The sequence below is a fragment of the Amycolatopsis sp. NBC_00438 genome, from assembly GCF_036026695.1.
GTDB lineage: Bacteria > Actinomycetota > Actinomycetes > Mycobacteriales > Pseudonocardiaceae > Amycolatopsis.
The window spans coordinates 8920620-8947051 of record NZ_CP107923.1; the positions used below are offsets into that span (position 1 = coordinate 8920620).

A 26432-nucleotide genomic window follows, 5' to 3' on the forward strand; every position below is an offset into this window, starting at 1 on the left:
CGGGCTTGTGTGCCGGTGTCGCCACGGGCAGAGTTCCCGAGCGTGGACGCCAGCAGAGTGCAGGAGGCCGCCGCCGTTCTGGCCGGGGCCTACGCGACGCGCGAGCCGATCGAGCCGCTGATCAAGACCTTCCCGGAGGCGACCGTCGAGGACGCCTACCGGATCCAGCAGGAGCAGGTGCGGCACTGGACGGCCGCGGGTGACGCCGTCCGCGGGCACAAGGTCGGCCTGGCGTCGGCGGCGATGCAGCGGCAGATGGGCGTCGACCAGCCCGACTACGGTCACCTCACCGGCAGCATGTTCCACCTCGAGCACCAGCCGATCCCGACGTCGGCGTTCCTGCAGCCGCGGATCGAGCCGGAGATCGCGTTCGTGCTCGGGTCGGCGTTGCGCGGCCCCGGCGTCACCGTCGCCGACGCGGTGGGGGCTGTTTCATTCGTGCTGCCGTCGCTGGAGATCGTCGACTCGCGGATCCAGGACTGGAAGATCACGCTGTTCGACACGATCGCCGACAACGCATCGTCCGGCGGCGTGGTCCTGGGCAGCAGCCCGGCCGCGTTGGGTTCCGTGGATCTGCGGCTGGCCGGCTGTGTGCTGTACCAAAACGGCTCGGTCGCGGCGACGGGCGCGGGCGGCGCGGTGCTCGGGTCGCCGGTGAACTCATTGGTGTGGCTGGCGAACACGGTGGGGCCGCTGGGCGTCACGCTGGAACCCGGGCACGTCGTGCTGCCGGGCTCGATGACCCGGGCGATCCCGGTCTCGCCGGGTGACACGGTCGTCGCCACCATCGCCGGCATCGGCAGCGTCACCGCGGTGTTCGCCCCTTCGGAGGAGTCATGAACGTGCGTGAAGCGGCGGCCGCCCTGCTGGCCACGGAGTCGGAGCGGCCGCCGCTCTCGGAGGACTGGCCGGACCTCGACGTCGACACGGCGTACGCGATCCAGGACGAGGCCCTGCGCCAGCGCCGGGCCCGCGGCGAGACGCTGATCGGCGTCAAGCTGGGTCTGACGTCCCGGGCGAAGCAGCAGCGCATGGGCATCGACGCGCCGTTGCTGGCCTGGCTGACCGACGCGATGGTGCTGCCCACGGGCGTGCCCGTGCCGTCGTTGATCCACCCGCGAGCCGAGCCGGAGCTGGTCTTCGTACTGGGCCGACGTCTTTCCGGCCCCGGCGTCACCGCAGCGACGGCGCTGGCCGCCGTCGACCGGGTGTACGGCGGGATGGAGATCATCGACAGCCGCTACACGGACTACCGCTTCACGCTCCCGGACGCGGTCGCGGACAACGGCTCGTCGGCCTACTTCGCCCTGGGCCCGGTAGGCGTCCCTCCGGCTTCTTTGGACCTTTCCCTGGAGGCCGCCCTCTTGGAGGTCGACGGCCAGATCGTCGACACGGCCACCGGCGCGGCCGTCCAAGGCCACCCGGCGGAGGCCCTGGCCCTGGCGGCGAACACCCTGGCGACCCGCGGCCTGGCCCTGGAGCCAGGCTGGCTGGTCCTGACAGGTGGCATGACGGACGCGGTCCCGCTCCACCCGGGTTCCCGGGTAGCGGCCCACTTCTCCCACCTGGGCTCGGTAACCCTCTCCGCCTGACCCCGTGTCGACCCCCCAATCACACGTCATGCCTCCCCAATCACGCGAGACACGCGCCTGATCACGCGAGTTCCGCGAACCGGACCGGCGAACTCGCGTGCCTGGAGGGTCGGCCGGCGTACCTGGAGGGTCGGCTCACGAACCGACCGTCCAGGTACGCGAGCCGACTCCCTGGGTACGTGAGCCGACCCTTCCGGTACGCGTCAGGTGGTGACTTGGGCTCGGTCGGCGACTCGGGTGATGCCGGCGACCACCCGAGGCCAGACCGCGCGGGGCAGGTCGTGGCCCATGCCCGGGACGATGTCGAGGTCCGCGCCCGGGATCGCGCGGGCCGTCGCGCGGCCGCCGGAGACGTGGACCAGCGGATCCTGTGCGCCGTGCACCACCAGCGCCGGCACCCGCACCTTGCGCAGCCGGGCCGATCGGTCGCGGTCGGCCATGATCGCCGCGAGCTGGCGGACCGTACCGCCCGGGTGGACGCCGCGGTCGAATGTCCGCTCGGCCCGCTCGCGCATCCGGGCCTCGTCGAACGGGTAGCCCGGCGAGCCGATCACGCGGAACGTCCGGACCGCCAGCTCGACGTACTCGGCGCGGTCGCGCGGCCGGGCGCCGAGCAGCATCGACATCGCCGTCGGGCTCGGGCGCCCGACCAGCCGGCTCCCGGTGGTCGACATGATCGACGTCAGCGAGAGCACCCGCGACGGGTACCGGATCGCCAGCGTCTGCGTGATCATCCCGCCCATCGACGCGCCGACGACGTGCGCCGCCGGAACGCCCAGCGCGTCCAGCAGCCCGACGGCGTCGGCGGCCATGTCGGCGAGCGAGTACGGCGCGCTGCGCAGCAGGTACGCCTGCGCGAGGTTGGCCCGGCCGCGCATCCGGCTCGACCGGCCGGCGTCCCGGTTGTCGAACCGGATCACGTAGAAGCCTTGCGCGGCAAGGGATTCGCAGAACTCCTCGTCCCACCAGATCATCGGGGCGCCGAGGCCCATCACGAGCAGCAGCGGCCGCCCGCCGGTGTCGCCGAACGTCTCGTGGCACAGGGTGATGCCGTTGACCTCCGTGACGCGCTCCGCCATCAGGCCTCCCGGGTGTGCTCCGCGGCGAGCTTGGTGAGCTCGGCCAGCGCGTCGTGCAGGTGGTCGATCAGGTCCCAGACGTCCGGGATCAGTTCGCGGCAGGCGATGAACCCGAAGTCGAGCTTGCCGTCGTAGGACATCACGGTGATGTTCAGCCCGCCACTCGCGTCGGTGATCGCGGACACCGGGTAGTTCGCGAGCAGTCGGGCGCCGGCCAGGTAGAGCGGCACCTGCGCGCCCGGGACGTTCGACACGACGAGGTTGACGACCGGCGTGGTGGCGCCGAGGTACTTCATGGTCGCGCGGGCGGCGAGCCCGCCGAGCGCGGCGGGCAGCATGCCGCTGAAGTCGACCAGCCACGACGCCGGCAGCGGCTGGTACCGCTGCTTCGCGGCGACCATCGCGCTGGTGACCTCGGCCAGCCGCGCGCCGGGGTCGGCGAGGTGCGTCGGCAGCGGCGCGAGCATGACCGACACCTGGTTCCCGGCGTCCTTCGCCTGCTCGGGCGTGCGCACCGACAGCGGGACCAGCGTCACGAGCGGCTGGTCGGGCAGCGCGTCGTGATCGACGAGCCACCGGCGCATGACTGTCGCGCACAGCGCCATGACGACGTCGTTCACCGTGACGCCGAAGATGTTCTTGACCCGCTTGACCTCGTCGAGCGGCAGCGAGCCGTAGGCGAACCGGCGGTGCGCGCTGATCGGCCCGTTGAACGGGGTGTCCGGCGCGACCAGCCGCGGCCGGTCGGCTTCGTGGCGTCCGGAGCCCTGGCGCGTGACGCGGTTGAGCACGCTGCCGGCCTTCGCGAGCAGCCCGATGCCGGGGTAACGGGCGAGGCCGGGCACCTCGTCGATGTGCTGGAGCAGCTTCGGCACCTGCAGCGCGGCCTTGACCGGGTGCAGCGCGAGCCGTTTCACGCCGTTGAGCGCGAGTTCGACGGGTGTCGGGATCTCGTCTTTTTGCGGCTCCTCGGGCGGCGCGACCGGGCGCGGCTCGGCGGTGACGTCCATGAGTACGCCGATGAGCTCGGCCCCGGAGACGCCGTCGATCGCGCTGTGGTGCACCTTCGTGTAGACCGCGACGTTGCCGTCACGCAGGCCCTGCACCAGGTAGGCCTCCCAGAGCGGGCGCCGCCGGTCGAGCGGCCGCGCGGTCAGCCGCGAGATCTGTTCGGCGAGCTGCCGCTCGTCGCCCGGCGCGGGCAGGGCGATCTCCCGGACGTGGTACTCGAGGTCGAACTCGGGATCGTCGATCCAGTACGGGTGATCCAGCCCAAGCGGTACCGGCAGCAGCCGCCACCGCAGGGGTTTGGCAAGGTGCAGTCGCGAGCCGATGAGCTCCCGCAGGTCGTCGACGGTCACGGTGCCGCCGGGCGCGGTCGCCGGATCGAGGATCGACAGGCCGCCGACGTGCCCGGTGGTGGTGGTCGACTCGGCGTTGAGGAACTGCACGTCGAGTGCGGTGAGCTGGCGCATCGGGCCTCCTCGGGGACTCGGCAGGCCAGTCTGCCCGGCGGGGTCGCGGGCGTAAATCCGCTAGGAGGGTGCGGGCTGTCGCTGCTCTTCGCCTGAGCCGTTGCGGTACGCGCGGGCCTGGATCTCGTAGAGCTCGTGGTAGACCCCGCCCGCGTGGATCAGCTGTTCGTGGGTGCCTTCCTCGATGAGCCTGCCCTTCTCCAGGACCAGGATGCGGTCCGCGGACTTGATGTTGGCCAGCCGGTGGGTCACCAGGACCGTGGTGCGCCTGCCGCGCGTCGAGGTGCTTGCGTGCTGCAGGCCCGCGAACACCCTCGCCTCGGCGCGGGCGTCGAGGGCCGCCGTGGGTTCGTCGGCCACCAGGACCGATGCGTCGCGGTAGATGCCGCGGGCGATGCCCATGCGCTGCCACTGGCCGCCGGACAGGTCGTGGCCTTCGTCGAACTTCTTGGACAGCACCGTGTTCTCCTGCCTGGGCAACGACTCGATCACCTCGCCGGCGCCGGAGTAGTCCACCGCCTCGCGCCACGCCAGCCGGTCCGGGTCGGGCCGGCCGAGGCGCCCGACGGTGATGTTGTTCGCCGCGGTCATCGGCCACTCCGCCGGTTCCTGCGCGATCACCGCGATGTTCGTGTGCACCGACTCCGGGTCGGCCCGGGCGAGGTCGACGTCGTCCCAGTGCACGGTGCCTTCGTCCGGTGGGTAGAGGCCGGTCAGGAGCTTGCCGAGGGTGGTCTTGCCCGAGCCGTTCTCGCCGACGAGTGCGATCACCTCGCCGCGCCGGATCGTCAGCGAGATGTCCCGCAGCGCCGGCTTCTTCTGGCCCGGGTAGGTGAACGTGACGCCCTCGAGCCGGATCTCGGCCGGGTCGGCGGGCGCGGTCAGCGCGGCCGGCGGTGGCCGCAGCTTCGCCGACTCCAGCAGCAGCTGGTTGTAGAACCCGATGTAGAACGAGTCCTCGTACAGCGAGTTGACCGCGCGCATGGTGTTGGACAGCGCCGTCGACGCCGTGCGCATCGCCAGCACCGCCGTGCCGGCCAGCGCCAGCTCCATCCCGCCGGTGTAGAGCAGCCAGCCGAGCACCAGGTAGGCGACCGCGGTGCCGAGGCCGGCCGCGGCGCGTCCGGTGGTGCGGACCAGGTTGCTGCGGTGCGCGAGCCGGATTTCCTCGCGCGTCAGGCTGCGCGAGATGCGCCGGTACTCGCCGAGCAGCGGCTCCTGGAGGGTGAGCGCGTGGCGTTCGAGGGCCATCGACCGCCAGGTGGCGACCTCCTCGACGATCGACTTGCGGATGTTGCGCCCGACCGTGTCGAGGAAGTGCCGGTAGTTCAGCTTGGCCACGCGCGCGGCGGACCAGCCGTCGGCGGCCGCCGCGAGCAGCAGGACCGGCGCCAGCCACGGGTCGAGCAGCCCGGCCGTGAGCATTGCCGCCGCGAGCGAGATCGCCGACGAAGTCAGGTCCGCCACCCGGCGCAGGCTGGTCTCGATCGCCCGGACGCCGTACCGCGCGCCCTGCCGGGCCAGCTCCCGGAAGTCCGCGTCCTCGAACGCGATCAGCCCGACGCGTACGACCGACGCCGTCACCGCGTCGTCCGCCGCCGCGGTGACCCGGGGCCGCAGCGCGCCCTCGACGGCGGCGACGGCCGCGTCGAGCAACGCGCGCGCCGCGTACGAACCGGTGACGATGGCGATCGCGGGCAACGACTGCAGGACCCGCTCCGGGGTCGGGCCCTGTTCGAGGAGCGCGGTGAAGACGTTCGCGGTGGCGAGCAGCCCGAACGCGGTGACGCCGCCCGAGGCGACGTGCACCACCCCGGCCAGCACGGTCAGCCGCGGCGAGGTCCGCCAAGCCAGCCGCAGCACGACGGCGATCGCGGCGGGCAGCGCGCGCACGGCCCGCCCGAACCCGGCGTCGGCCACGCGTTCGTCGACCCGCGCCCATTCGGGCATCTTCATGTTCTCGACCCCGATCAGCGGGGGCGAGTCCGGGGTTTCCTGGGGTGGTCCGGCGGATCTGCGCACGCGTTCAGGTGTACTCCGGGGGTACGACAATTCCGGCGGGCCGAGTCCCGTCGGAGGGCCACGGTCCGGGGTCGGTGTTCCGCCATCCGGGTGAAAGTAATCGTTTTCTCTGGGCTGATCGCGGCCTCGAGGACACACTCGCTGCATAGCCTGAAAGCGCACGACTGAATAACTAATAATTGTTGTGGAATTGACCCGCCGCCGGGTCGCCCGCATCGGGCGGACCCGCGGATGTGGTGGCAGAGACCGGAAACGGGTGACGTCCTCGTGCGAGGGGGGAGGGGCGTCGCCCGTTTCCTCTACCTGTTTTCGCGGGTGTACCGGGCGCGCAGGAATGGGCTGAATTCGCCGTCTTCGCCCATCGTCACGTCGATTTCGTGGGTGAGGGTGTCGCCGTCCGGCGTGAGCCGGTGCCGGGCCACCCCGCGGGCGGTCTTCTTGTCCAGGACGAGCGTCGCGCCGTCCCAGCCGCCGCGGGCAGGCGACTCGGGCGGGAAGCCGTAGCTGTCGAAGCCGTACCAGAGGGTCTCGCCGGTCTGCGGGTCCGCGGTGAAGACGTTGTGGCCCAGGAACTCCGAACCGTCTTCGCGGCGCTGGCGGTACTGCTGGATCAGCGCGAAACCGTTGATTCGCAGGCGATATTCGCAGTCGGCGCGCGCGGTCGAGGCCGGCGCCCACGGGGACGCGGCGAGTTCTTCGGTGCCGGTCCAGTCGCCGACGAACGCCTTCAGGGCGTCGTGCGCGGGGCCGAGGGTGGGCATGTCCATGGTCGTCTCCATTCGACAGGTGCCTGTCAATATGGGAGGCTAGCACGCATGCGATCCACCAGAGCCGAGACGTTCACCCGGGTGATCGACGCGGTCTTCGCGTGCAACGGCGGCTTCCTGGCCGCGGGCGACGCGCTGACGGCACCGGTCGGCCTGACGGCGGCGCAGTGGCAGGTGCTGGGCTTCCTGGAGGACGGCGCGGCGACAGCCGCGGAGGTCGCGCGACGCCGGGGGCTGCGACGGCAGAGCGTGCAGGAGACAGTGAACCGCCTGCTGCGCAACGGAATGCTGGAGAAGACGCCGAACCCGGCGGACGCACGGGCGCCGCTGCTGTCGTTGACGGCGCGGGCTCGGGAGGCGATGGGTGCGCTGGGGACGGCGCAGGTCGAGTGGGCCGAGAGGCTGGCGGCGGAGGTGCCGGAGGAGGACTTGGAGGTGACGCTGCGGACTTTGCGGCGGTTGCGGGGGTTGGTGACGCAGCCGCGGTCGTGAGGGGTCCGGCTGGGTGAGTTGCGCCGGGGGAGGAATTGAGGGCCACGCTGCGGACTTTGCGGGAGTTGGCGGTGGGGCCGCGGTTGTGAGGGCTCGGGTGGGCGGGCTGCGCTGGGGGTGCGGCTCACCTGGCCGGGCGGGATGTGCCGCGGCGGGCGAGGGTGGCGAACGGCTGCTCCGGTGGAGTACGGCTCACCGGCTCAGCCAAGGTGTTCGCCGCCGGCGCCGGCATTGAGGAGATGGCGCCGCCGCGCTGTTGGCTGGAGGACGGCGCCCCAACGTGGCGTTGGACGCACCGAACGCCGCGTTGGGGCGTTAGGGCCCAGGCCCAGGTGCGGGTCAGTCCGGTTTGATGCCCAGCAGGGTCAAGAATGTGCGGAAGCCCGCCGACATGTCGACTTGCTCCGGATCCAGCAGCCACTGCAGCTGCAGGCCGTCCAGGACCGCGATCGCCAGTGGGGCCAGCTGTTCCGGGCTCGAGCCTGGGGGTAGTTCGTCGCGGTGGCGCTCCAGCATCTCCGTCATGCCGGCTCGGACCCGGGCGTAGCGGTCGTGGAAGTACGACCTGGCCGGGTGGTCGTCGGTGACGCTGTCCGCGGCCAGGACCGTGTACGTCTGGACTATCCCCTTGCGGGTCGCGTTGTAGTCGACCAGGTCCGCCAGCTGGTTCACCGTCATGGCCGACGAGTCGCGGCCGAAGTGCAGGAGGTCCCACTCGTCGCGGGTCTCCAGGACCGCCGTGAGCAGGTCTTCCTTCGTCGGGAAGTAGTGCATCAGGCCCTGCTGGGTCAGGCCTACCCGGTCGGCCACCGCGGCCAGGGACGTGCCTCGGTAGCCGCGCTCGGCTATCACGTCGAACGCGGCACGGACGATGCTCGTGCGGCGGTCGGCGCCCCTGGCCCGGGTCATGATCCCGAGCCTACGGGACAAGCTGTCACGGAAGCATAACTTTCACTGCTCGGTGCCAGGTAGGCTGACAGCAGGACCTCCGGAAGGGGCGGCATGAGCTTCGACGTCGACGCGCTGCTGGGCAAACTCGACCTGGACGCCAAGGCGAGCTTGCTCGCCGGCCAGGACGTCTGGAGCCTGCCTCCGCGGCCGGAGATCGGGCTCGCGTCGCTCGTCCTCTCCGACGGCCCGGTCGGCGTCCGCGGGGTGCGGTGGAGCCCGGACGACCCGTCCGTCACCCTGCCCAGCCCGACGGCGCTCGCCGCCGCCTGGGATCCGCGGCTGGCCGTGCGCGCCGGGCGGCTGCTCGCGCAGGAGGCCCGGCGCAAGGGCGTGCACGTGCTCCTCGCGCCCACCGTCAACCTCCAGCGCTCACCGCTGGGCGGCCGGCACTTCGAGTGCTACTCCGAAGATCCCCTCCTCACCGGGATGGTCGGCGCCGGTTACGTCACCGGCGTGCAGGATGGCGGGGTCGCTGTCACGGTCAAGCACTTCGTCGCCAACGACTTCGAGACCGAACGCTTCACCGCCGACGTCCGTGTCGGCGAACGCGCGCTGCGCGAGCTCTACCTCGCGCCGTTCGAACTCATCGTCCGGCGGGCCAGGCCGTGGGGGATCATGGCCGCCTACAACAGCGTCAACGGCATCACGATGACCCAGCACGCCGAACTGCTCAACGGCGTGCTGCGCGACGAATGGGGCTTCGACGGCTTCGTCGTCTCCGACTGGCTGGCCGCGCGCGACACCGTCGCGTCGGCGAACGGCGGCCTCGACGTCGCGATGCCCGGGCCGCGCACCGTGTTCGGCGAACGGCTCGCCGAAGCCGTGCGCGACGGCGAGGTCGACTCCGACGTCGTCGACGAGATGGTCCGCCGCGTGCTCCTGCTCGCCCACCGGACCGGCGCGCTGGACGGAGCCACGCCGACCCCGGAGTCCGATGTGGACGGTGACGCGGTCGCGCGCGAGATCGCGCACCGGTCGTTCGTGCTGCTCAGCAACGAAACCGGCGTACTGCCCCTCAAACAACCGAAAACCATCGCCCTGATCGGCGCGCTGGCCGCGGACCCGAAGATCCTCGGCGGCGGCAGCGCCACCGTGTTTCCCGACCACGTCGTCTCCCCTCTCGACGGCCTCCGCAAGGCCGTTCCCGCAGGCACCGAACTCAGTTACGCCATCGGTGCCGATCCGCGGACGACGCTACCGCCGGCCACCGACAATTTCCGGCTCCGCGCCACCGCCAAAGCCGCCGATGGCACCCGATTGGCTGAATTTCCGTTGCGAGAGGCGAGAATCGACTGGATCGGCGAACTGCCGGCCGGCCTCGACCTGGCCACGCTGGCGAGCGTCGAGATCGACGGCACGTTCCTCCCGGAGACCACCGGCACGCACACCTTCGGCCTCACCGGTCCCGGCGACCTCCGCCTGGTCGTCGGCGGGCAGACCCTCTTCGACGGCGTCAACCTGCCCGAAGGCGGTGACGTCTTCACGTCGATCATGCAGGTCATCGAGCAGCGGCGGGACGTCGAACTGACCGCGGGCGAGCCGGTCGACGTCAGCCTGACCTACTGGATCCCGTCGGAGATGGCGGAGTTCGCGCGCGGCACCTTCGCCTGGGTCACCTTCGCGCTCGGGCACCGCGGCCCGGTGCCCGACCCGGACGCCGCGCTCGACGAAGCCGTTGCGCTGGCCGGGAAATCCGACGTCGCCGTCGTCGTGGTCGGCACCACCGCCGAGGTCGAGAGCGAGGGGTTCGACCGGACTTCCCTGGCCCTGCCGGGAAGGCAGGACGAACTCGTCCGGCGGGTCGCGGAGGTCAACCCGAACACCGTGGTGGTCGTCAACGCCGGTTCGCCGGTCGAGCTGCCGTGGCGCGACGACGTCGCCGCGGTGCTGCTCACCTGGTTCCCCGGCCAGGCCGGTGGCGACGCGCTCGCCGACGTCCTCTTCGGCCGCGAAGAGCCCGGCGGACGGCTGCCGACGACCTGGCCGGCCAAGCTCGAAGACGCCCCCGTCACCTGCGTGACGCCCGAGGAAAGCGTGCTGCCGTACGAAGAGGGCGTCTACATCGGCTACAGCGCGTGGGCCCGCACCGAGAAGCAACCCGCCTACTGGTTCGGCCACGGCCGGGGCTACACGACCTGGTCCTACGACGAGCTCGACGTCTTCCCCGACGACGAGGGCGGCGCGAAGGTGCGCGTTCGCCTGCGCAACACCGGGACGCGCAAGGGCCGCGAAGTCGTCCAGCTCTACCTGGCCCCGACCGAACGCGGCGACCGGCCGCACCGCTGGCTCGCCGGCTTCGCGAGCGTCGAAGCGGGCCCGGGTGAGGCGGTGGACGCCGAGATCGCGATCGCGCCGCGCTCGGTTTCGACCTGGCGCGACGGCTGGCAGCACATCGCCGGCGAATACGTCCTAGAGGCTTCGCACTCCTACGCCGAGCCTCGGCTGAGCACGCGGACCGTGCTGCAGAAAATCCGTTGACGCCCACCGCGGGCGGCCCGTAGGTTCTGCCCCGCACCCTTGACCGGCGAAAGGAGGTGGGTCCGATGATCACGCAACCGATCACGCGCTCCCACCTCGCAGCGAGGGTGCCCAGTCCGTAGACCGGGAGCGCGCGTACTCCCGGAAGGATTTCCATGACCGATCTGGTCGTGCGCCCGCTCGAAGCGGGCGAAGAAACACTGTTCACGTCCCTGCCCGACCCCGGTCTCGTCGGCCGCAAGCTGCTCGGCAAGGACTACGCCGAGATGGCGCGCCGGGGTGAGTACCGGCCCGGCTGGTCGTGGGTCGCGCTGCGCGACGGCGTCGTCGTGGCGCGGGCCGCCTGGTGGGCCGGGCCGGACGACGAAGAGCCGATCGCGCTCGACTGGTTCGACTTCACCGACCTCGACGCCGCGGTGCAGCTGCTGACCACGGCGCCGTTCCGGGCGGAGTACTCGCTGACCACGCCGCCCGCGTGGCAGGACGACCCGGACGTCGCCCACGAGGTGACGATCCGCGTCGAAGCGGCGGAGAAGGCGGGCTACCGCAAGCTCGTCGAGCGCTACCGGTACTGCTGGACGCCGGAAAACGGCCTGCCCGGGAAGCCGGGCCGGCTCGAGTTCCGGCCCGAGCCGGACGACGACGCCATCCTGGACGTCTTCCGCAAGGTCAACGCCGACAGCCTCGACGCGCACGTCCGCCGCGTGGTGGCCGAGCAGGGCATCGAGGCCGCCGCGCAGGAGGACCTCGACATCATGCGGTGGATGCCGGCGCCGCGGGAGTGGTGGCGGCTCGCGTACACACGCGAAGGCGACTTGGTCGGCTTCGCGTTGCCGAGCCGCAACTACTACGACCCGGTGATCGGTTACATCGCCGTGGTGCCGGAGCAGCGGGGGCACGGTTACGCGTACGACCTGCTGGTCGAGGCCACGCACGACCTGGTCGCGCAGGGCGCCGACCGGATCGTCGCGGCCACCGACGTCCCGAACATCCCGATGGCGAAGGCCTTCGCGAAGGCGGGCTACCCGGTGACGCAGCACCGCATCGACCTGGTCTGAGCCTCTTGTGAGGGCCCGCGGCGGCCGTGTCTTGCCTGGCACGGCCGCCGCGCGGTACCTTCGCTAGAGCGATCTATCTAGTAAACCTTGGGGGGCCTGTGATGGACGTTCTTCGGGAGAAGGGGCTGACGCCGCTTCGCGTGATCCTCGCGTTCTCGCTGCTCAGCACGACGCTGCACTACACGCACAACACGATCCGCGTCGCGGACTACCCGCAGCTGCCCGGCGTCCCGGCTGTGGTGGCGGGCGTGGTCGTCGCGTTCGGCTGGGTGCTCTTCACGACGTTCGGCTACCTCGGCTACCGCGCCTACACGCAGGGGCGCTACCCGCGGGCGCTGGCGTTCTTGCTCGTCTACTCGCTGGCCGGGATGATCACCCTGGGCCACTTCCTGACCGGCGTGCCGCGGATCCCGGCGTTCTGGTTCGCGACGATCTTCACCGACTTCGCGGCCGGCCTGGCGCTCTGGGTTTTCCTCATCTGGGCCTGGGCGACGCTCAACCGGGTGACCTCGCGAGATCAAGTTTCTACACAACATTGACGTTCGCAGAATTCGTGTAGACAATCGGAGAGGTGACCACCACCACACCGGTTGACTTCGGCCGCCGTCCGGACGAGTACCGCCACTGGCGGCTCAGCCTCGACGGGGAGGTGGCCTGGCTCGAGCTGGACGTCGACGAGCAAGGCGGACTGGTCCCGGGTTACGAGCTCAAGCTCAACTCCTACGACCTGGGCGTCGACATCGAGCTGTACGACGCCACCCAGCGGCTGCGGTTCGAGCACCCCGAGGTCCGCGTGGTGGTCGTGACCAGCGCGAAGGACAAGGTGTTCTGCGCCGGTGCGAACATCCGGATGCTCGCCGCGTCCGAGCACCACTGGAAGGTGAACTTCTGCAAGTTCACCAACGAGACCCGCAACGGCATGGAGGACGCGACCGCGCACTCCGGCCAGACCTACGTCGCCGCGGTGAACGGGACGTGTGCCGGCGGCGGTTACGAAATCGCCCTGGCCTGCGAAAAGATCCTGCTGATCGACGACAACTCCTCGACCGTCGCGTTGCCGGAGGTGCCGCTGCTGGGCGTGCTGCCCGGTACCGGCGGGCTGACCCGGGTGGTGGACAAGCGGCGCGTCCGGCGCGACCTCGCCGACGTCTTCGCGACACGCTCGGACGGCGTCAAGGGGAAGACGGCCGTCGACTGGCGGCTGGTCGACGAGCTGGTGCCCCGTCAGGGGTTCCGCGAGACCGTGCTGCAGCGGGCCCGGGAGATCGCGCGCGAGTCCGACCGGACCGGCGAGGGCGGCATCGAGCTGACGCCGCTCGAACACCGCCACGTCGATGTCACGGTCGAAAAAGACCAGGCCACCATCACCATCAAGGGGCCTGAGAACGACCCCGGTGACCTGCACGAAGAGGGCGCGGGCGGCTGGTTCCTCGCCATGACGCGCGAGCTGGACGACGCCATCCTGCGGCTGCGCACCAACGAGGTCGAAGCCGGCACGTGGATCCTGCGGACCCAGGGCGACCCGGCGAAGGTGGTCGCGCACGAGCAGGCCGTCCTCAGCGGGAAGGACTGGCTGGCCAACGAGATCACGCACTACTTCAAGCGCACGCTCAAACGCCTCGACGTCACCAGCCGCAGCCTGATCGCGCTCATCGAGCCCGGCAGCTGCTTCGTCGGCGCGCTGCTGGAGGTCGCGCTGGCCGCGGACCGGCAGTACATCCTCGACGGGCCGCCGATCGACAATGAACACAGTGAGCAACGCGCGTCCATCCGGCTGACCGACGCCAATTTCGGCGCGTTCCCGATGGGCAACGGCCTGACCCGGCTGCAGGCGCGGTTCTACGGCGACGACGACCACCTCGCCTGGCTCGCGCGGGAAAAGGACCGTGACCTCAGCGCCGCCGAAACCGTCGAACTCGGCCTGGTCACCGACGCCCCGGACGACCTCGACTGGGAGGACGAGATCCGGATCGCGCTGGAGGGCCGGGCGTCGCTCAGCCCGGACGCGCTGACCGGCATGGAGGCCAACCACCGGTTCGTCGGCCCGGAGACCATCGAGACCAAGATCTTCGGCCGCTTGGCGGCTTGGCAGAACTGGATTTTCACCCGGCCGAACGCATCCGGACCGGAAGGCGCGCTGCGCCGATACGGTACTGGTCAGAAGGCCGTCTTCGACAGGAAGCGGGTCTAGCGCTCATGCCCGAGAAGATCGACTACGACGCCAAGATCCCCAACAACGTCAGCCTCGCCGACGACCGCCGGCTGCAGCGCGCGCTGGAGGGCTGGCAGCCGAAGTTCATGCACTGGTGGGGCGAGATGGGCCCGACGCTGGAAACCCAGGGCGTCTACCTGCGGACCGCGATCAGCGTGGGCCGCGAGGGCTGGGCGCACTTCGACCACGTCAACGTGCCGGACTACCGCTGGGGCATCTTCCTCGCCGAGCGCGACCCCGACCGGCGGATCTCCTTCGGCGAGCACAAGGGCGAGCCCGTGTGGCAGCAGGTGCCCGGCGAGTACCGCGCCGACCTGCAGCGGCTGATCGTCATCCAGGGCGACACCGAACCGGCGTCCGTCGAGCAGCAGAAGCTCCTCGGGCTCACCGCGCCGAGCCTCTACGACCTGCGGAACCTGTTCCAGGTCAACGTCGAAGAGGGCCGCCACCTGTGGGCGATGGTCTACCTGCTGCACGCCTACTTCGGCCGCGAAGGCCGGGACGAGGCCGAGGGGCTGCTGCTGCGCAACTCCGGCAGCCCGGACGCGCCGCGCATCCTCGGCGCGTTCAACGAGGAAACCGCCGACTGGCTGGCGTTCTACATGTTCACCTACTTCACCGACCGCGACGGGAAGTACCAGCTCGGCACGCTCAAGGAGTCCTCCTTCGACCCGCTCTCGCGCACCTGCGAGTTCATGCTGAAGGAGGAAGCGCACCACATGTTCGTCGGCACCACCGGCGTCGACCGCGTGGTCATGCGCAGCGCCGAGCTGATCCGCGAGCACGACACGCGCGACATCGGCCCGCACGGCGGCATCCCGCTGGAGCTGATCCAGCGCTACATCAACTTCCACTACACCGTCTCGCTCGACCTGTTCGGCAGCGAGACGTCGACGAACGCGGCGAACTACTACACCGCCGGGCTCAAGGGCCGCTGGCAGGAGACCCGCCGCAAGGACGACCACAAGCTCACCGGCGACGCCCGCACGCTGGACAAACCGGCCGGCGACGGCACCTGGACGTCCGAGGAGCTGCAGGCGATCCTGCTGCTGAACCTCGACCTGCGCGGCGAGTACACGGCCGACTGCGAGACCGGCGTCAAGCGCTGGAACAAGATCCTCACCGAGGCCGGGATCGACTTCACGTTCCGGTTGCCGCACCCTGGTTTCAACCGGGATGTGGGCATAAACTCCGGCCACCACGTCACTCCCGACGGGACGATCGTCGACGAGACGACGTGGCTGGCCGGCAAGAACAAGTGGCTGCCCACGACCGAGGACCTCGCGTTCGTCCGCTCGCTCATGCACCCGGTGTACGAGCGGGGGAAGATCGCGAGCTGGGTGGCGCCGCCGCGGCAAGGCATCAACGGCAAGCCGTTCGACTACGAGTACGTGTACCTCACGTAGGAGGCCTGGGTGGCGACAGGGTTCAACGCGGCCGAGTACCTGCTCTCGGCCGGGCAGCCGGACGCGATCGCGGTCGTCTCGCCCCGCCGTTCGCTGACCTACGCCGAGCTGACGGCGGAGTCCCGGCGGGTCGCCGCCGGGCTCGCCGGGCTGGGCGTGCGGCCCGAAGAGCGGGTCATGTTCTGCATGGTCGACGACGTCGAGCTGCTCACCGGCATCCTCGGCGCGATGCTCGCGGGCGCCGTCGCGGTCCCGGTGTCGACCATGGTCACCGGGCTGGAGCTGGGCAAGATGCTCGCCGACTCGCGGGCGCGGCTGCTGTGCGTGTCGGGTGAGTTCGCCGAGCAGGCCGTGACCGCGCTCGGCCTCGCCCCCGAGGTCACCGACGTCCTGCTCGACCGCGCCGAGGCGACCGGGTTCGGCGTCCGGACGCACCAGTGGTCTTCGCTGGGCGGCGAATTCCGGAGTGGACGGACGTGGGAGGACTCGCCCGCGTTGTGGCTGTACACGTCGGGGACGACGGGGCAGCCGAAGGGCGCGATGCACCGGCACGCGAGCATCCGGGCGGTCTGCGAGACGTACGGCCGCGAAGTGCTGGGAACCGTCGCGACCGACCGGGTCCTGTCCGTGCCGAAGCTCTTTTTCGCCTACGGGCTGGGAAATTCGGCGTTCTTCCCGCTCGCGGCGGGCGGGACGACGCTGCTGGAGCCTTCGCGTCCGACACCCGCGTTGTTCGCCCGACGCCTGCGAGAAGAAAAGCCGACGTTGTTCTTCGCCGTGCCGACGTTCTACGCGGCATTGCTCGCCAGCGACGTCCCGGACGACTCGTTCGCGTCGGTGCGGTACGCCGTTTCGGCCGGCGAGCCGCTGCCCGCGTCGCTGTTCGAACGGTTCCGCGCGCGCTTCGGCCTGGAGATCCTCGACGGCATCGGATCGACCGAGGCGCTGCACATCTTCCTGTCGAACCTGCCGGGTTCGGTGCGGCCGGGCAGCACCGGCGTCCCGGTTCCCGGGTACGCCGTGCAGATCCGTGACGAGGCCGGCGCGGTGATCGACGCCGTCGGCAAGCCCGGTGAGCTGTTCGTGTCGGGGCCCTCGACGGCGACCGGGTACTGGGCGCGTTACGACGCGACGAAGCTCGTGTTCCAGGGCGAGTGGCTGCGCACCGGGGACAGTTACGTGCTCAACGAGGACGGCACCTACAGCTGTCTCGGCCGCTTCGGCGACATGCTCAAGGCGGGCGGGATCTGGGTGTCACCGTCCGAAGTGGAGGAACGGCTGCGCCAGCACCCGGCGGTGGCCGAGGTCGCGGTCGTCGCCGCGCCGGACGCCGACGGCCTCGACAAGCCCGTGGCGTGCGTGGTGGCCGCTCCCGGGGTTACGGTGGACGCGCAAGAGCTGATCGAGTTCTGCCGCGAAGGACTCGCGGCGTTCAAGCGTCCCCGAGGGGTGGTCGAGCTGGCCGAGCTGCCGAAGACGGCGACCGGGAAGATCCGCCGCAACGTGATCCGCGAGCAGGTCCGCGACGCGCTGCTGGTGGTGCCCAGCACGTGATCGACGGGCACTTCGTGGTCGACGCGCACGTGCACACCCCGCGTCTGCCGACACTCAAACCCGCGTGGCTGCAGTGGGCGCACGACTTCGCCGGTTCTTATCCGTGGCGTTCGGTGTACGCCGATGACGGCTCGGTCGTGCCGTCCGCGATGGACGAGCTGATGGAGGCGGAAGGTGTCGACCGGGTCCTGCTGTTCTGCGAGTACAGCCCGCGGGCGACCGGGATCCAGTCCATCGAGGACAACCTGCCGCTCGTCGAGTACAACCCGGAGCGGTTCCGGTTGGTGGCGAACGTCAACCCGTACCTGCACCACCCGGCGGCGGCCGAAGTCGAACGGCAGCTGGACCTGGGCGCGGTGGCGTTGAAGATCCACCCGGTGCACGGCGCGTTCTCGCCGGCGGACAAGGAGCTGTACCCGGTCTACCAGCTGTGCCTCGAGCGTGGCGTGCCGGTGATCCTCCATTCGGGAACGTCGAGTTTTCCCGGTTCCCGCACCAGTTTCGGGAATCCCGAGCTGCTGTCCGATGTGGTCGAAGACTTCCCGGCGCTGCAGTTCGTGTTCGCCCACGGCGGCCGCGGCTGGTGGTACGACGTCGCGGCGTTCCTGGCTTTGGCGCGGGACAACGTCTGGCTCGACCTGGCGGGCTTGCCGCCGAAGAAGCTGCCGGAGTACTACCAGCGGTTCGACCTGGCCCGGCTGGCGGGGAAGTTCGTGTTCGGCACGGACTGGCCGGGGGTGCCGTCGGTCGCGAAGAACGTCCGGTCGCTGGCGGGGCTGGGGTGGCCCGAAGACGTGCTGACCGGAGTGCTGTCGGGCAACGCCATCAAGCTGATGCCCTCGCTCGCCTGACCACGGGGAGTGCCGGTGCGGCCACTTCGGCCCCGACGTGGCCGCACCGGCGTCCCCATGGCCCCCAGAAGTCAGCCGAGCACTTGGTGCATGCAGAGCACGTTGCCCTCGGAATCGGTGAACCACGCGGCCCGCTCCGCGCCCAGGTCCGCGATGTGGCCGACCGTTTTCAGGCCGTCGACGTCGAAGTCCTGGAACCGCACGCCACGGCTTTCCAGCGCGGCGACCTCGGCGGGCAGGTCGGTGACCTCGAAGCTCAACGCCGTGCTCTCGCTCTGCGCGTCGGCCGGTGCCGGGCGCAGACCGATGATGCCCGCGCCCGCCGCGAAGTAGCGCGTTCCGTCTTCGCCCGCACCCGTCGGTTTCAGGCCGAGCGCGTCGGCGTAGAAGTGGCCGGCCCGCTCGCTGTCGGTCACCGGGAGCATCGTCGTGATGGTCGAATCGGTCAGCATCGCCCCATCGTCCGCTCGCCGAAGGGCCCTGACCAGCACCGATTTTTCAACGGTACCGCTCGATGAACACGAGCGTCCGGCTCCACGCGTCGGCGCAAGGGTTGCGTGGCGAGGCTCCGGTGAGCGTTCTGCCGCGGCTGGTCGTGAGTGTTTAGGGCGGTTCTAACCGCCCTAAACACTCACGACCGCTGGCGAAGCAGAAGCAGGGCGGCACCCGCCGTCGGGTCGCCGGGCTGCGGCGGGAGGAGGTCGCCGCACTCGCCGGGATCAGCGTCGAGTACTACGTCCGGCTCGAGCAGGGGAGCAAGTGCTTCCGGTACCCCGTCGTCGGCGAGCTGACCCTGCGGTTCGAGCACTTCGACCTGCCCGGCGAGACCAGGCAAGCGGCTGGTGGCGTTCAGCCCGGAACCGGCGAGCCCGGCGGCGCCGGAGCTGCTGGCGATGTGGACGGCGCCGGCGGCTTCCTGAACCGGCTCACCCGCCGTTGTACGTCCGCAGCGTCCGCATCGCCTCGGCGAGGCCCGCCGCGTCGTCGCCCAGGGGCGCCAGGACGATGCGGCGCAGGATCTCCGCGGCGGCCGTGCGGGCCTTGTTCGCCACCTCCAGACCGTGGTCGGTCAGCGACGCGAACGTGACGCGGCGATCGTCCGGGCTCGGGACGCGGCAGATCAGGTCGGCCGCCACCAGGCGGTCCGCGACCTTCGTGAAGCCGCCGCTGGAGAGCGCGGCCTCGGTCGCCAGGCGGGTCATCGGCATCCGGTGCTCGGGCGAGCGGACCAGCCGCATCAGGATGTCGAACGACGCGGGCGCGAGGCCGAAGCGCTCGGCGATCTCGCCCATCAGCTTGTCCTGGGTGGCCAGGTAACCCTCGATGACCAGGCCCCACCAGGTGACGATCTCGTCGTCGTCGGTCTTCGGATCGGGTGTCACGCGGTCAGCCTAGCGGAGAGTCTGCCCGGAATATATCTTGCGCGCGAGAGGTTCTGCGGTTACCTTGGCCTGAGGAGGCACTCCATGTCGATCAAGACGTCCGGCCTGCACCACGTCACCGCCATCGGCGGCGACCCGCAGCGCAACGCCGACTTCTACCTCCGGACCCTCGGACTGCGGCTGGTGAAGACCACCGTGAACTTCGACGATCCGGGCACCTACCACCTCTACTACGGCGACAGCTCCGGCCAGCCGGGCTCGCTGATGACGTTCTTCCCGTGGCCCGACGCGCCGAGCGGCCGCCACGGCACCGGCCAGGCGACGACCACGTCGTTCTCCGTGCCCGAGGCGTCAATCGGCTGGTGGAAGCAGCACCTGAACGCGCAGCGGATCGAGACCGGCGAGATCCGCAACGCCGACGACGAGGACACGCTGACCTTCCACGACCCGGACGGCCTGAAGCTCGCGCTCGTCGCGCACCCGCAGGGCGACCCGCGTGACCCGTGGGACACCGAGCTGGTGCCCGCCGAGCACGCCGTCCGCGGCCTGCACTCGGTGACGCTGTCGGTCAGCAAGGAGGACGCCACCGCGGGCATGCTCACCGACGGCCTCGGCCTCGGCTTCACCGGTCAGGACGGCAACCGCCTGCGGTTCGCCGCCGGGGACGGCGGTCCGGGCGCGCTGGTCGACGTCCTCGTGACGCCGGACGCGCCGCGCGGGCTGGTCGCCGCGGGCACCGTGCACCACGTGGCCTGGCGCGCGCCCGACGAGGCGACGCAGAAGACGTGGCGCGAGGAGCTCGTCGACAAGGGCGTGAACGTGACGTCCATTTTGGACCGGCAGTACTTCCGCTCGATCTACTTCCGCGAGCCGGGCGGCACGCTGCTGGAGGTCGCGACCGACGAGCCCGGCTTCGCCATCGACGAGCCGCTGCTGGAGCTGGGCCGCGCGCTCAAGCTGCCGCCGTGGCTGGAGCCGCGCCGCGACGAGATCCAGCACATGCTGCCCAAGCTGAACCTCCCGGCCGAGAACAACCCGGAGCTGTCATGACGCTGGTGCACAAGTACGTCGAGGGCGCGCCGGACGCGCCGGTGCTGCTCCTGCTGCACGGCACCGGCGGCAGCCCGGACGACCTGCTCGGCCTGGCGCGAGAGCTGGCTCCGGGCGCCGCGACCCTGGCACCCGCCGGGCCGGTGTCGGAGCACGGCGCCGCGCGCTGGTTCCGCCGGCTCGAAGAGGGCGTGTTCGACCACGAAGACGTCGTCAAGCGAGCCCATGAGCTGGCGGACTTCGTCGTCGAGGCTCGGACGAAGTACGGCTTCGGCGACCGCAGGCTGGTCGCCGTGGGCTTCTCGAACGGTGCCAACATCGCGGCCGCCGTCGCGCTGCTGCGGCCCGAGGTCGTGCGCGAAGCCGCGCTGTTCGCGGCAATGTCGCCGGTGCCGGACCCGCCGTCACACGACTTGAGCGCGTCGCGGATCTTCCTGGCCAACGGCGAACACGACCCGATGGCGCCGCTCGCGTCGACCGGGGAACTGATCCGGCTGCTGCGCGAGCGCGGTGCCGACGTCGTCACGGATCGTCACCCCGGCGGGCATCAGGTCACTGTGGACGGTGTTCGCGCGGCGGCGAAGTGGCTTGCGCCGTAGCGATTGTACGGAGCGTATACGGCGTCACCCTAGGATCGGGTGATGACTAACGAGGCACTACAGCGTGCTACCGAACTGCTGGACGGGGTCATCCTCGCCGACGGGCACAACGACCTGCCGTGGGAGCTGCGGCAGCACGGTGGCGCGAACCCGGTCGAGGCGGTCGCCTCGCTCGACCTGACCGTCCGGCAGCCCGCGTTGCACACCGACTTCCCGAAGCTCGCCGACGGGAAGCTGGGCATGCAGTTCTGGTCGGTGTACGTGCCGTGTGAGTTCGAAGGCCACAGCGCGGTAACCGCCGTGCTGGAGCAGATCGAGGTCGTCCACCAGCTCGCCGAGCGCTACCCCGACCGGCTCCGGCTGGTCGACACCGCCGACGAGGCCGAGGCCGCGTTCGCCGACGGCCGGATCGCGTCGCTGCTCGGCGCCGAAGGCGGGCACAGCATCGCCGAGTCGCTCGGGGTGCTGCGGATCCTGCGCCGCCTCGGCGTCCGGTACATGACGCTGACGCACAACTTCAACACCACCTGGGCCGACTCGGGCACCGACGAGCCGGTCCACGGCGGGCTCACCGAGTTCGGCCGCGACGTCGTGCGCGAGATGAACAAGATCGGGATGATGGTCGACCTCTCGCACGTCGCGCCGTCGACGATGCGGGCGGCGATCGAGGTCAGCACGGTGCCGGTGATCTTCAGCCACTCGTCGTGCGTCGCGGTCAACGACCACCCGCGCAACATCCCCGACGACGTCCTCGCGAAGCTGCCCGCCAACGGCGGCGTCGCGATGGTCACCTTCGTGCCCGCGTTCATCTCGCCGAAGGTCGCGGCCTGGGACGAGCGGCTCAAGGCGGCCATGGCCGAGGCCGGGCAGGACTACCGCAACCTCACCCAGCGCGGGAAGTTCGTCGCGGAGTGGGACGCGCCGGCCAAGCCGAAGGCGACCGTCGACGACGTTGTCGCGCACGTCGAGCACGCCCGCGAGGTGGCCGGGGTCGACCACATCGGCCTCGGCGGCGACTACGACGGCGTCGGCACGCTGCCGGAGGGGCTGGAGGACACGTCCAAGTACCCGGTGTTGTTCGCCGCGCTGCTCGACCGGGGGTGGAGTGACGACGACTGCGCGAAACTGGCCGGGAAGAACACGCTCCGCGTGCTCCGGGACGTCGACGCGTACACCCGTTAGAGGGTTTGACGCAGCGGTCCCCGCGTGCTGGACGGACACTGGACACATGACGCACGCGCGCGGGGACGCGGCCGGCCACCCCACCGGCTCCGCAGACCACGACCTGCCCGGGAATCTCCCCGGAACCGAGGTGCCGGAAGGCGCGCTGGAGCCCGCCGAGCTGCGCGCCGGCGACGTCCGGCCGGGCACGGAAGAGGTGACCCCGGTGCGGCCGGCGCCAGCCCGGGTCGGCACGGCGTCGACGACGAGCCGGGGCAAGGGCAAGGCCCGGCCGACGCGGATCAGCGGCACCTGGGTCGCGGTGATCGCCGGCTTGCTCGTGCTGACCGTGCTGCTGGTGTTCATCCTGCAGAACCTCGACCCGGCGACGGTCCACTTCTTCGGCGCCGAAGGCAGCCTGCCGCTGGCCATCGCGATGCTGTTCTCGGCCCTGGGCGGCGCGGCGCTGGTCGCCCTGATCGGCGGCGCCCGCATCCTGCAGCTGCGGAAGCAGGCTCGCCGCCCGCGCCGCTGACAGCTCACTTTCCCTAGGAAAGATGCGTCCGAAGGCCCCCTCGACGCATCTTTCCTAGGGAAAGTGACGTCTCAGACGATGATCGACGTCATCCCGAGGATCGTCGCGCAAACGTTTTCGTCGCCTGAGGTCTTCACTCGGCTCAGGTCGGGGGCGTTGTGGGTGCAGAGGCGCCAGAACGTGTCCAGGTCCGTCGTCACCGTGGCCAGTGGGGTGCGGGACGGCGGGGCGCCGCGGTCCAGGACCCAGCCGTCACGCTCGAGGCGCGCGTGCCACTTGCCGCCGCCCGGACCGGTCACCGTGTAGCCGACCTGCTTGCCGACGCGGGCCTCGACGTCGCGCAGGGTGTGCGGCAGCGCCCGGACGAACGTGTCGGCGATCGGCTCGGCGTGCTCGGCCTCCAGCGGCGTGTGCTCCAGGGCCTCGCGCAGCTGCACGTGGTGCACCCAGAACTCCGAATAGTCCCGGGCCGCGTCCAGCCAGCGTGGCGCCGGCGCGTCGCCCGCCCAGCTCACCGGCTCGCCCAGGACGTCGAGGTCGAGCTTCGCCCAGTACTCGGTGGTCTGGCCCATGAACTCGTACAGCATCGTCAGCAGGACGTCCGTCGAGAGGCGGCGGCAGGCGACGACCCACTCCTCGTTGAGCCGGTCGATGAACCGCGGGAACGCCTCGCCGGGGCGCGGGCCGTCGGCGGAGTGGCCGTCGCGGCCGCGGGACAGGCGGCCGACCTTGTCGCCCAGCAGGTGGGCCGCGATGTCCTTGACCGACCAGCCGTCGCACATCGTCGGCCGCGTCCAGTCTTCCTCGGTCAACGCGCCGAGCAGCGTCATCAAGGACTGCTCCTCCTTCGCGAAGTACGGGAGGACGTCGATCGGCGGACCCCAAGGATTCATGTCGCACATCATGCGCTGCTGTCCGGGGCTTCGCCCCGAGCCGGGGGCTCCGCCACCCGGGCCCCCGAAGGATGCTGGTCGTCACACCACCATTCGGCCTACTCGCAGGTAGCATCACCGCGTAAGCAGAGGGGAGTCCGCCCGTGAACGCAGAGCGACCGAACGGCCGGGGCACCGGCGACGAGGTGGCCGACCTGGCGCGCCGCGCCGGTCAGCTGGCCGGCTGGGCCGCGCGCACCGGCTTCGCGTTCACCCGCCGGCTGCCCGGCGTGGAGACCGCCGAACGCGGGGTGCGGCAGGTCGAGCGCCAGCTGCTGGGCGAGCTGCGGCGACGGCTCGACGAGGTCGACGACCCGTACCACGCGGCGCTCACCGCGGCGTCCGCGATGAACCGCCCGGCGGTGTCGGGCTCCCGGCCGATCGAAGCCACCGTCACGCTCGTGCCCGCGCGCGACAACCAGGCCGAGCCGCTGCGCGCCGCGATGGCCGAGCTGCTCAACCACTCCATCGGCTTCGGCCGCGCCCGGGCCCGCGAGTACTTCTACGCGATCATCCTGCGCCAGCTGACGCCGGACGAGGCCCGCATCCTGTCGGCGCTGTCGGACGGCTCGCCGTTCCCCGCGATCGACGTCGCCGAGCGCACCGGCCTCGGCGGCGCGGGCCGGCTGGTGCTGCGCAACGCGTCGACCGTCGGCAAGGTCGCCGGCGTCTCGCTGCCCGACCAGGTGCCCGGCTACGTCACGCGGCTGATCGGGCTCGGCCTGGTCGACCTCGACGAAGAGGTGCCGTCGCTGGAGACGCAGTACGAGATCCTGATGACGGACGAGACCGTGCGCGACGCCGAGAAGCACGTCAAGCGCGCGAAGTTCGTCAAACGGACGATCCACGTCTCGCGCCTCGGCGCGGAGTTCTGGCAGGCCTGCGACCCGAGTCTCGGCTGACCCGTGGGGTCGTTCCTCGCCGGCATCGTCGCCGACTTCGCGCAGCACTGGCCCCTGTACGTCTCGATCCCGATCGTCGCGGCCCTGATCGGGTACGGCACCAAGCTCGTCGCGATCCGGATGATGTTCCAGCCGGTCGAGTTCATCGGCATCAAGCCGTTCTTCGGCTGGCAGGGCATCGTGCCGAAGCGTGCCGCGCGGATGGCGAGCATCGCCTGCGACACGATGACGGAGCAGCTGATCAAGCCGGCCGAGGTCGTCGCCCGGCTCGACGCCGGCCGGATCGCCAAGGAGATCGAGAAACCGCTGCTCGCGGGCGTCGAGGACATCGTGCGCGAGGTCGCCGGCCACTACCAGCCGGGGCTGTGGGAGTCGCTGCCGGTGCGGGTGCAGCAGCTGGTGATCGAGCGCGTCCAGCACGAGTCGCCGCGGATGGTCGCCGCCGTCCTCGATCTGATCAAGTCCGATGTGGACAGTGTGTTCGACCTCAAGGGCATGGTGGTCACCAGTCTGGTCAAGGACAAGCGGCTGCTCAACCGCATCTTCCAGGAAGCCGGCGCCCAGGAGTTCAAGTTCATCGCGCGCTCGGGCCTGGTGTTCGGCGGCGCGATCGGCGTGATCCAGATGATCGCCTGGGTGCTGTTCAAGTTCCCGCTGATCATGCCGGTGTTCGGCCTGTTCACCGGCTGGTTCACCGACTGGCTCGCGCTGCGGATGATCTTCTTCCCGATCGAGCCCAAGAAGTACTTCGGCGTCGAGTGGCAAGGGCTGTTCCTGAAGCGGCGCAAGGAGGTCGCGGAGGCGTACGGCGAGCTGATCGCGAAGGAGATCATCACGCCGCACAACGTCATCGAGGCGATCCTGCACGGCCCGCTGTCCGACCGCGTCCTCGCGCTGATCCAGCGCCAGCTGGACGCGGAACTCGGCCGGGTCGCGCGGCCGCTGGTGGTGTTCGCCGTGGGCAGCCGCAAGTACCAGGACATGAAGCTCTCGATCGCCGAGCAGATCATGAACCGCCTGCCGGAGACGATGCGCTACATCGAGGACTACGCCACGGACGCGATGGACATCCGCAACGTCCTGGTGTCGAAGATGAAGGAGCTGTCCCCGCACGAGTTCGAGCGCCTGCTGCGCCCGGCCTTCGAGCAGGACGAATGGATCCTCATCGCGACCGGCGCGGTCCTGGGCTTCGCGGTCGGTGAGGCGCAGGTGCTGCTGCTGGAGCACCTCGCGGCTTAGGCGAAGTCGTACGCCTTCCGCGCGTCGGCGACCTTCGAGCGGTGCTTGGCCGTCGCCCGTCTCGCTACTGGGGAGGCATACCGAACGGTCGTGGGCGAACTACGGCGAAGCGGCGGTCATGTCCGCAGCCGCAGTGATCCACCGGAGCCCACGACCGAGACCGTCGCGCTGTGGGGGCCGTTCCTCACCGCGTACGGCGACGTCGTCAACCACGTCGGCGCGATCCCGCTCGCCGCTTCGCGCACCGCGGCGAAGAAGCAGCGGCTGCTGGACACGGGCGCGGCGCAGGTGATCGTGACCGACGACGAGGACGTCGTCACCCGCACCCGCGAGATCACCGCGGGCCACGGCGCGGACTTCGTGTTCGACGCGGTCGCCGGCCCGGGCGTGCGCGCCCTGTCCGACGCGACGGCGAGGGGCGGCACGCTCGTCGTCCCCGAGACACCGTTCCCGCTGTGGACGCTGCCGACCATGCGGATGTTCAACGCGTTCGAGCTGACCATGAACCCGCAGCGGCTGGACCGGACGTTCGACTTCTTCGACATCGCCGAGTCGCACCGGTACCTCGAAGCGAACGGCCAGTTCGGCAAGGTGGTGGTCACGGTCGGCGGCTGAGAAGGCGATCAACTCCACCCGAACGGCCGTACACCCGCGTGTATCCCGCGCCTAACCTTCCGCCTCTAGTCTGCGTCGGG

26 protein-coding genes are annotated in these 26432 nt (G+C 70.5%); 17 read left to right on the forward strand and 9 right to left on the reverse strand.

Translation table 11 applies throughout. The features are described 5' to 3' along the window. Window positions 1-42 precede the first annotated feature (42 nt). Window positions 43-840 carry a 2-keto-4-pentenoate hydratase gene (locus tag OG494_RS41030; RefSeq protein WP_328448063.1) on the forward strand — a complete coding sequence of 266 codons (798 nt, stop codon included), beginning with the start codon at window positions 43-45 and terminating at the stop codon, window positions 838-840. Beyond that, window positions 837-1592, forward strand: coding sequence for a 2-keto-4-pentenoate hydratase (locus tag OG494_RS41035; RefSeq protein ID WP_328448065.1), 756 nt, complete (start codon window positions 837-839; stop codon window positions 1590-1592). Before OG494_RS41030 ends, OG494_RS41035 begins: the two co-directional genes overlap by 4 nt. A gap of 203 nt (window positions 1593-1795) precedes the next feature. On the opposite strand, the gene OG494_RS41040 is transcribed toward OG494_RS41035, so the two are convergent. The 4 genes from OG494_RS41040 to OG494_RS41055 all read right to left on the reverse strand — a co-directional run bounded on the left by OG494_RS41040 (window position 1796) and on the right by OG494_RS41055 (window position 6935). After that, a complete protein-coding gene (locus OG494_RS41040; RefSeq protein ID WP_328448067.1) occupies window positions 1796-2671 on the reverse strand; it encodes an alpha/beta fold hydrolase in 876 nt (291 codons plus the stop codon). Then, on the reverse strand, window positions 2671-4146 hold the full coding sequence (locus tag OG494_RS41045) for a WS/DGAT/MGAT family O-acyltransferase (RefSeq protein WP_328448069.1): 1476 nt from the start codon (window positions 4144-4146) through the stop codon (window positions 2671-2673). Before OG494_RS41045 ends, OG494_RS41040 begins: the two co-directional genes overlap by 1 nt. 60 nt (window positions 4147-4206) lie before the next feature. Next, window positions 4207-6102, reverse strand: a complete 1896-nt coding sequence (locus OG494_RS41050) for an ABC transporter ATP-binding protein (protein ID WP_328459177.1) — start codon at window positions 6100-6102, stop codon at window positions 4207-4209. A gap of 365 nt (window positions 6103-6467) precedes the next feature. Further along, window positions 6468-6935 carry a DUF1579 family protein gene (locus OG494_RS41055; RefSeq protein WP_328448071.1) on the reverse strand — a complete coding sequence of 156 codons (468 nt, stop codon included), beginning with the start codon at window positions 6933-6935 and terminating at the stop codon, window positions 6468-6470. A gap of 48 nt (window positions 6936-6983) precedes the next feature. Here OG494_RS41055 and OG494_RS41060 point away from each other — a divergent pair, with 48 nt between their 5' ends. Next, entirely contained in the window at window positions 6984-7427 is a 444-nt protein-coding gene (locus OG494_RS41060; protein WP_328448073.1) for a MarR family winged helix-turn-helix transcriptional regulator, read from the forward strand. 339 nt (window positions 7428-7766) lie between these two features. On the opposite strand, the gene OG494_RS41065 is transcribed toward OG494_RS41060, so the two are convergent. Continuing rightward, entirely contained in the window at window positions 7767-8336 is a 570-nt protein-coding gene (locus OG494_RS41065) for a TetR/AcrR family transcriptional regulator (protein WP_328448075.1), read from the reverse strand. A 93-nt stretch (window positions 8337-8429) separates the two neighbouring features. Here OG494_RS41065 and OG494_RS41070 point away from each other — a divergent pair, with 93 nt between their 5' ends. From OG494_RS41070 to OG494_RS41100, 7 genes are all read left to right on the forward strand, one after another. Next, a complete protein-coding gene (locus OG494_RS41070) occupies window positions 8430-10856 on the forward strand; it encodes a beta-glucosidase H (protein WP_328448077.1) in 2427 nt (808 codons plus the stop codon). A 155-nt stretch (window positions 10857-11011) separates the two neighbouring features. Continuing rightward, window positions 11012-11914, forward strand: a complete 903-nt coding sequence (locus OG494_RS41075) for a GNAT family N-acetyltransferase (protein WP_328448079.1) — start codon at window positions 11012-11014, stop codon at window positions 11912-11914. Window positions 11915-12015: 101 nt separating this feature from the next. After that, window positions 12016-12453: a hypothetical protein gene (locus OG494_RS41080; protein ID WP_328448081.1), complete on the forward strand. Its 438-nt coding sequence runs from the start codon at window positions 12016-12018 to the stop codon at window positions 12451-12453. A 32-nt stretch (window positions 12454-12485) separates the two neighbouring features. After that, a complete protein-coding gene (gene boxC, locus OG494_RS41085) occupies window positions 12486-14105 on the forward strand; it encodes a 2,3-epoxybenzoyl-CoA dihydrolase (RefSeq protein WP_328448083.1) in 1620 nt (539 codons plus the stop codon). 5 nt (window positions 14106-14110) lie between these two features. Then, window positions 14111-15532 carry a benzoyl-CoA 2,3-epoxidase subunit BoxB gene (boxB, locus tag OG494_RS41090; protein WP_328448085.1) on the forward strand — a complete coding sequence of 474 codons (1422 nt, stop codon included), beginning with the start codon at window positions 14111-14113 and terminating at the stop codon, window positions 15530-15532. Window positions 15533-15541: 9 nt separating this feature from the next. Beyond that, window positions 15542-17086 (forward strand): benzoate-CoA ligase family protein, encoded by a 1545-nt coding sequence (locus tag OG494_RS41095; RefSeq protein ID WP_328448087.1) that lies wholly within the window; start codon window positions 15542-15544, stop codon window positions 17084-17086. Continuing rightward, window positions 17083-17937, forward strand: coding sequence for an amidohydrolase family protein (locus OG494_RS41100; protein ID WP_328448089.1), 855 nt, complete (start codon window positions 17083-17085; stop codon window positions 17935-17937). Before OG494_RS41095 ends, OG494_RS41100 begins: the two co-directional genes overlap by 4 nt. A 71-nt stretch (window positions 17938-18008) precedes the next feature. Here the strand turns inward: OG494_RS41100 and OG494_RS41105 are convergent, their stop codons facing one another. The 3 genes from OG494_RS41105 to OG494_RS41115 all read right to left on the reverse strand — a co-directional run bounded on the left by OG494_RS41105 (window position 18009) and on the right by OG494_RS41115 (window position 19319). Then, window positions 18009-18389: a VOC family protein gene (locus OG494_RS41105; protein ID WP_328448091.1), complete on the reverse strand. Its 381-nt coding sequence runs from the start codon at window positions 18387-18389 to the stop codon at window positions 18009-18011. 179 nt (window positions 18390-18568) lie between these two features. Then, window positions 18569-18745 (reverse strand): hypothetical protein, encoded by a 177-nt coding sequence (locus tag OG494_RS41110; protein ID WP_328448093.1) that lies wholly within the window; start codon window positions 18743-18745, stop codon window positions 18569-18571. A gap of 118 nt (window positions 18746-18863) precedes the next feature. After that, window positions 18864-19319 (reverse strand): MarR family winged helix-turn-helix transcriptional regulator, encoded by a 456-nt coding sequence (locus OG494_RS41115; RefSeq protein ID WP_328448095.1) that lies wholly within the window; start codon window positions 19317-19319, stop codon window positions 18864-18866. An 84-nt stretch (window positions 19320-19403) separates the two neighbouring features. Between OG494_RS41115 and OG494_RS41120 the strand changes: the two genes are divergently transcribed. Genes OG494_RS41120 through OG494_RS41135 form a run of 4 tightly spaced genes read left to right on the forward strand, consistent with a single transcriptional unit; the run spans window position 19404 to window position 22664 of the window. Then, window positions 19404-20369 (forward strand): ring-cleaving dioxygenase, encoded by a 966-nt coding sequence (locus tag OG494_RS41120; protein ID WP_328448096.1) that lies wholly within the window; start codon window positions 19404-19406, stop codon window positions 20367-20369. Further along, entirely contained in the window at window positions 20366-20968 is a 603-nt protein-coding gene (locus tag OG494_RS41125) for an alpha/beta hydrolase (protein WP_328448098.1), read from the forward strand. The genes OG494_RS41120 and OG494_RS41125 overlap by 4 nt, the downstream gene beginning before the upstream one ends. 42 nt (window positions 20969-21010) lie before the next feature. Next, a complete protein-coding gene (locus OG494_RS41130; RefSeq protein WP_328448100.1) occupies window positions 21011-22150 on the forward strand; it encodes a dipeptidase in 1140 nt (379 codons plus the stop codon). A 46-nt stretch (window positions 22151-22196) separates the two neighbouring features. Further along, window positions 22197-22664, forward strand: a complete 468-nt coding sequence (locus OG494_RS41135; RefSeq protein ID WP_328448102.1) for a LapA family protein — start codon at window positions 22197-22199, stop codon at window positions 22662-22664. Between the two features lie 71 nt (window positions 22665-22735). Here the strand turns inward: OG494_RS41135 and OG494_RS41140 are convergent, their stop codons facing one another. Then, window positions 22736-23557: a maleylpyruvate isomerase family mycothiol-dependent enzyme gene (locus OG494_RS41140; protein ID WP_328448104.1), complete on the reverse strand. Its 822-nt coding sequence runs from the start codon at window positions 23555-23557 to the stop codon at window positions 22736-22738. A gap of 143 nt (window positions 23558-23700) precedes the next feature. Here OG494_RS41140 and OG494_RS41145 point away from each other — a divergent pair, with 143 nt between their 5' ends. The 3 genes from OG494_RS41145 to OG494_RS41155 all read left to right on the forward strand — a co-directional run bounded on the left by OG494_RS41145 (window position 23701) and on the right by OG494_RS41155 (window position 26352). Next, window positions 23701-24498 carry an Abi-alpha family protein gene (locus OG494_RS41145; protein ID WP_328448106.1) on the forward strand — a complete coding sequence of 266 codons (798 nt, stop codon included), beginning with the start codon at window positions 23701-23703 and terminating at the stop codon, window positions 24496-24498. 3 nt (window positions 24499-24501) lie between these two features. Next, window positions 24502-25737, forward strand: a complete 1236-nt coding sequence (locus tag OG494_RS41150) for a DUF445 domain-containing protein (RefSeq protein WP_328448108.1) — start codon at window positions 24502-24504, stop codon at window positions 25735-25737. A gap of 90 nt (window positions 25738-25827) precedes the next feature. Then, window positions 25828-26352: a zinc-binding dehydrogenase gene (locus OG494_RS41155; RefSeq protein WP_328448110.1), complete on the forward strand. Its 525-nt coding sequence runs from the start codon at window positions 25828-25830 to the stop codon at window positions 26350-26352. The last annotated feature ends 80 nt before the right edge of the window (window positions 26353-26432 follow it).

Coding starts and splice junctions, on each gene's coding strand:
- OG494_RS41035 (WP_328448065.1), top strand. CDS start 837: ATGAACGTGCGTGAAGCGGCGGCCGCCCTGCTGGCCACGGAGTCGGAG.
- OG494_RS41040 (WP_328448067.1), bottom strand. CDS start 2,671: ATGGCGGAGCGCGTCACGGAGGTCAACGGCATCACCCTGTGCCACGAG.
- OG494_RS41045 (WP_328448069.1), bottom strand. CDS start 4,146: ATGCGCCAGCTCACCGCACTCGACGTGCAGTTCCTCAACGCCGAGTCG.
- OG494_RS41050 (WP_328459177.1), bottom strand. CDS start 6,102: ATGAAGATGCCCGAATGGGCGCGGGTCGACGAACGCGTGGCCGACGCC.
- OG494_RS41055 (WP_328448071.1), bottom strand. CDS start 6,935: ATGGACATGCCCACCCTCGGCCCCGCGCACGACGCCCTGAAGGCGTTC.
- OG494_RS41060 (WP_328448073.1), top strand. CDS start 6,984: ATGCGATCCACCAGAGCCGAGACGTTCACCCGGGTGATCGACGCGGTC.
- OG494_RS41065 (WP_328448075.1), bottom strand. CDS start 8,336: ATGACCCGGGCCAGGGGCGCCGACCGCCGCACGAGCATCGTCCGTGCC.
- OG494_RS41070 (WP_328448077.1), top strand. CDS start 8,430: ATGAGCTTCGACGTCGACGCGCTGCTGGGCAAACTCGACCTGGACGCC.
- OG494_RS41075 (WP_328448079.1), top strand. CDS start 11,012: ATGACCGATCTGGTCGTGCGCCCGCTCGAAGCGGGCGAAGAAACACTG.
- OG494_RS41080 (WP_328448081.1), top strand. CDS start 12,016: ATGGACGTTCTTCGGGAGAAGGGGCTGACGCCGCTTCGCGTGATCCTC.
- boxB (WP_328448085.1), top strand. CDS start 14,111: ATGCCCGAGAAGATCGACTACGACGCCAAGATCCCCAACAACGTCAGC.
- OG494_RS41105 (WP_328448091.1), bottom strand. CDS start 18,389: ATGCTGACCGATTCGACCATCACGACGATGCTCCCGGTGACCGACAGC.
- OG494_RS41120 (WP_328448096.1), top strand. CDS start 19,404: ATGTCGATCAAGACGTCCGGCCTGCACCACGTCACCGCCATCGGCGGC.
- OG494_RS41125 (WP_328448098.1), top strand. CDS start 20,366: ATGACGCTGGTGCACAAGTACGTCGAGGGCGCGCCGGACGCGCCGGTG.
- OG494_RS41130 (WP_328448100.1), top strand. CDS start 21,011: ATGACTAACGAGGCACTACAGCGTGCTACCGAACTGCTGGACGGGGTC.
- OG494_RS41135 (WP_328448102.1), top strand. CDS start 22,197: ATGACGCACGCGCGCGGGGACGCGGCCGGCCACCCCACCGGCTCCGCA.
- OG494_RS41140 (WP_328448104.1), bottom strand. CDS start 23,557: ATGAATCCTTGGGGTCCGCCGATCGACGTCCTCCCGTACTTCGCGAAG.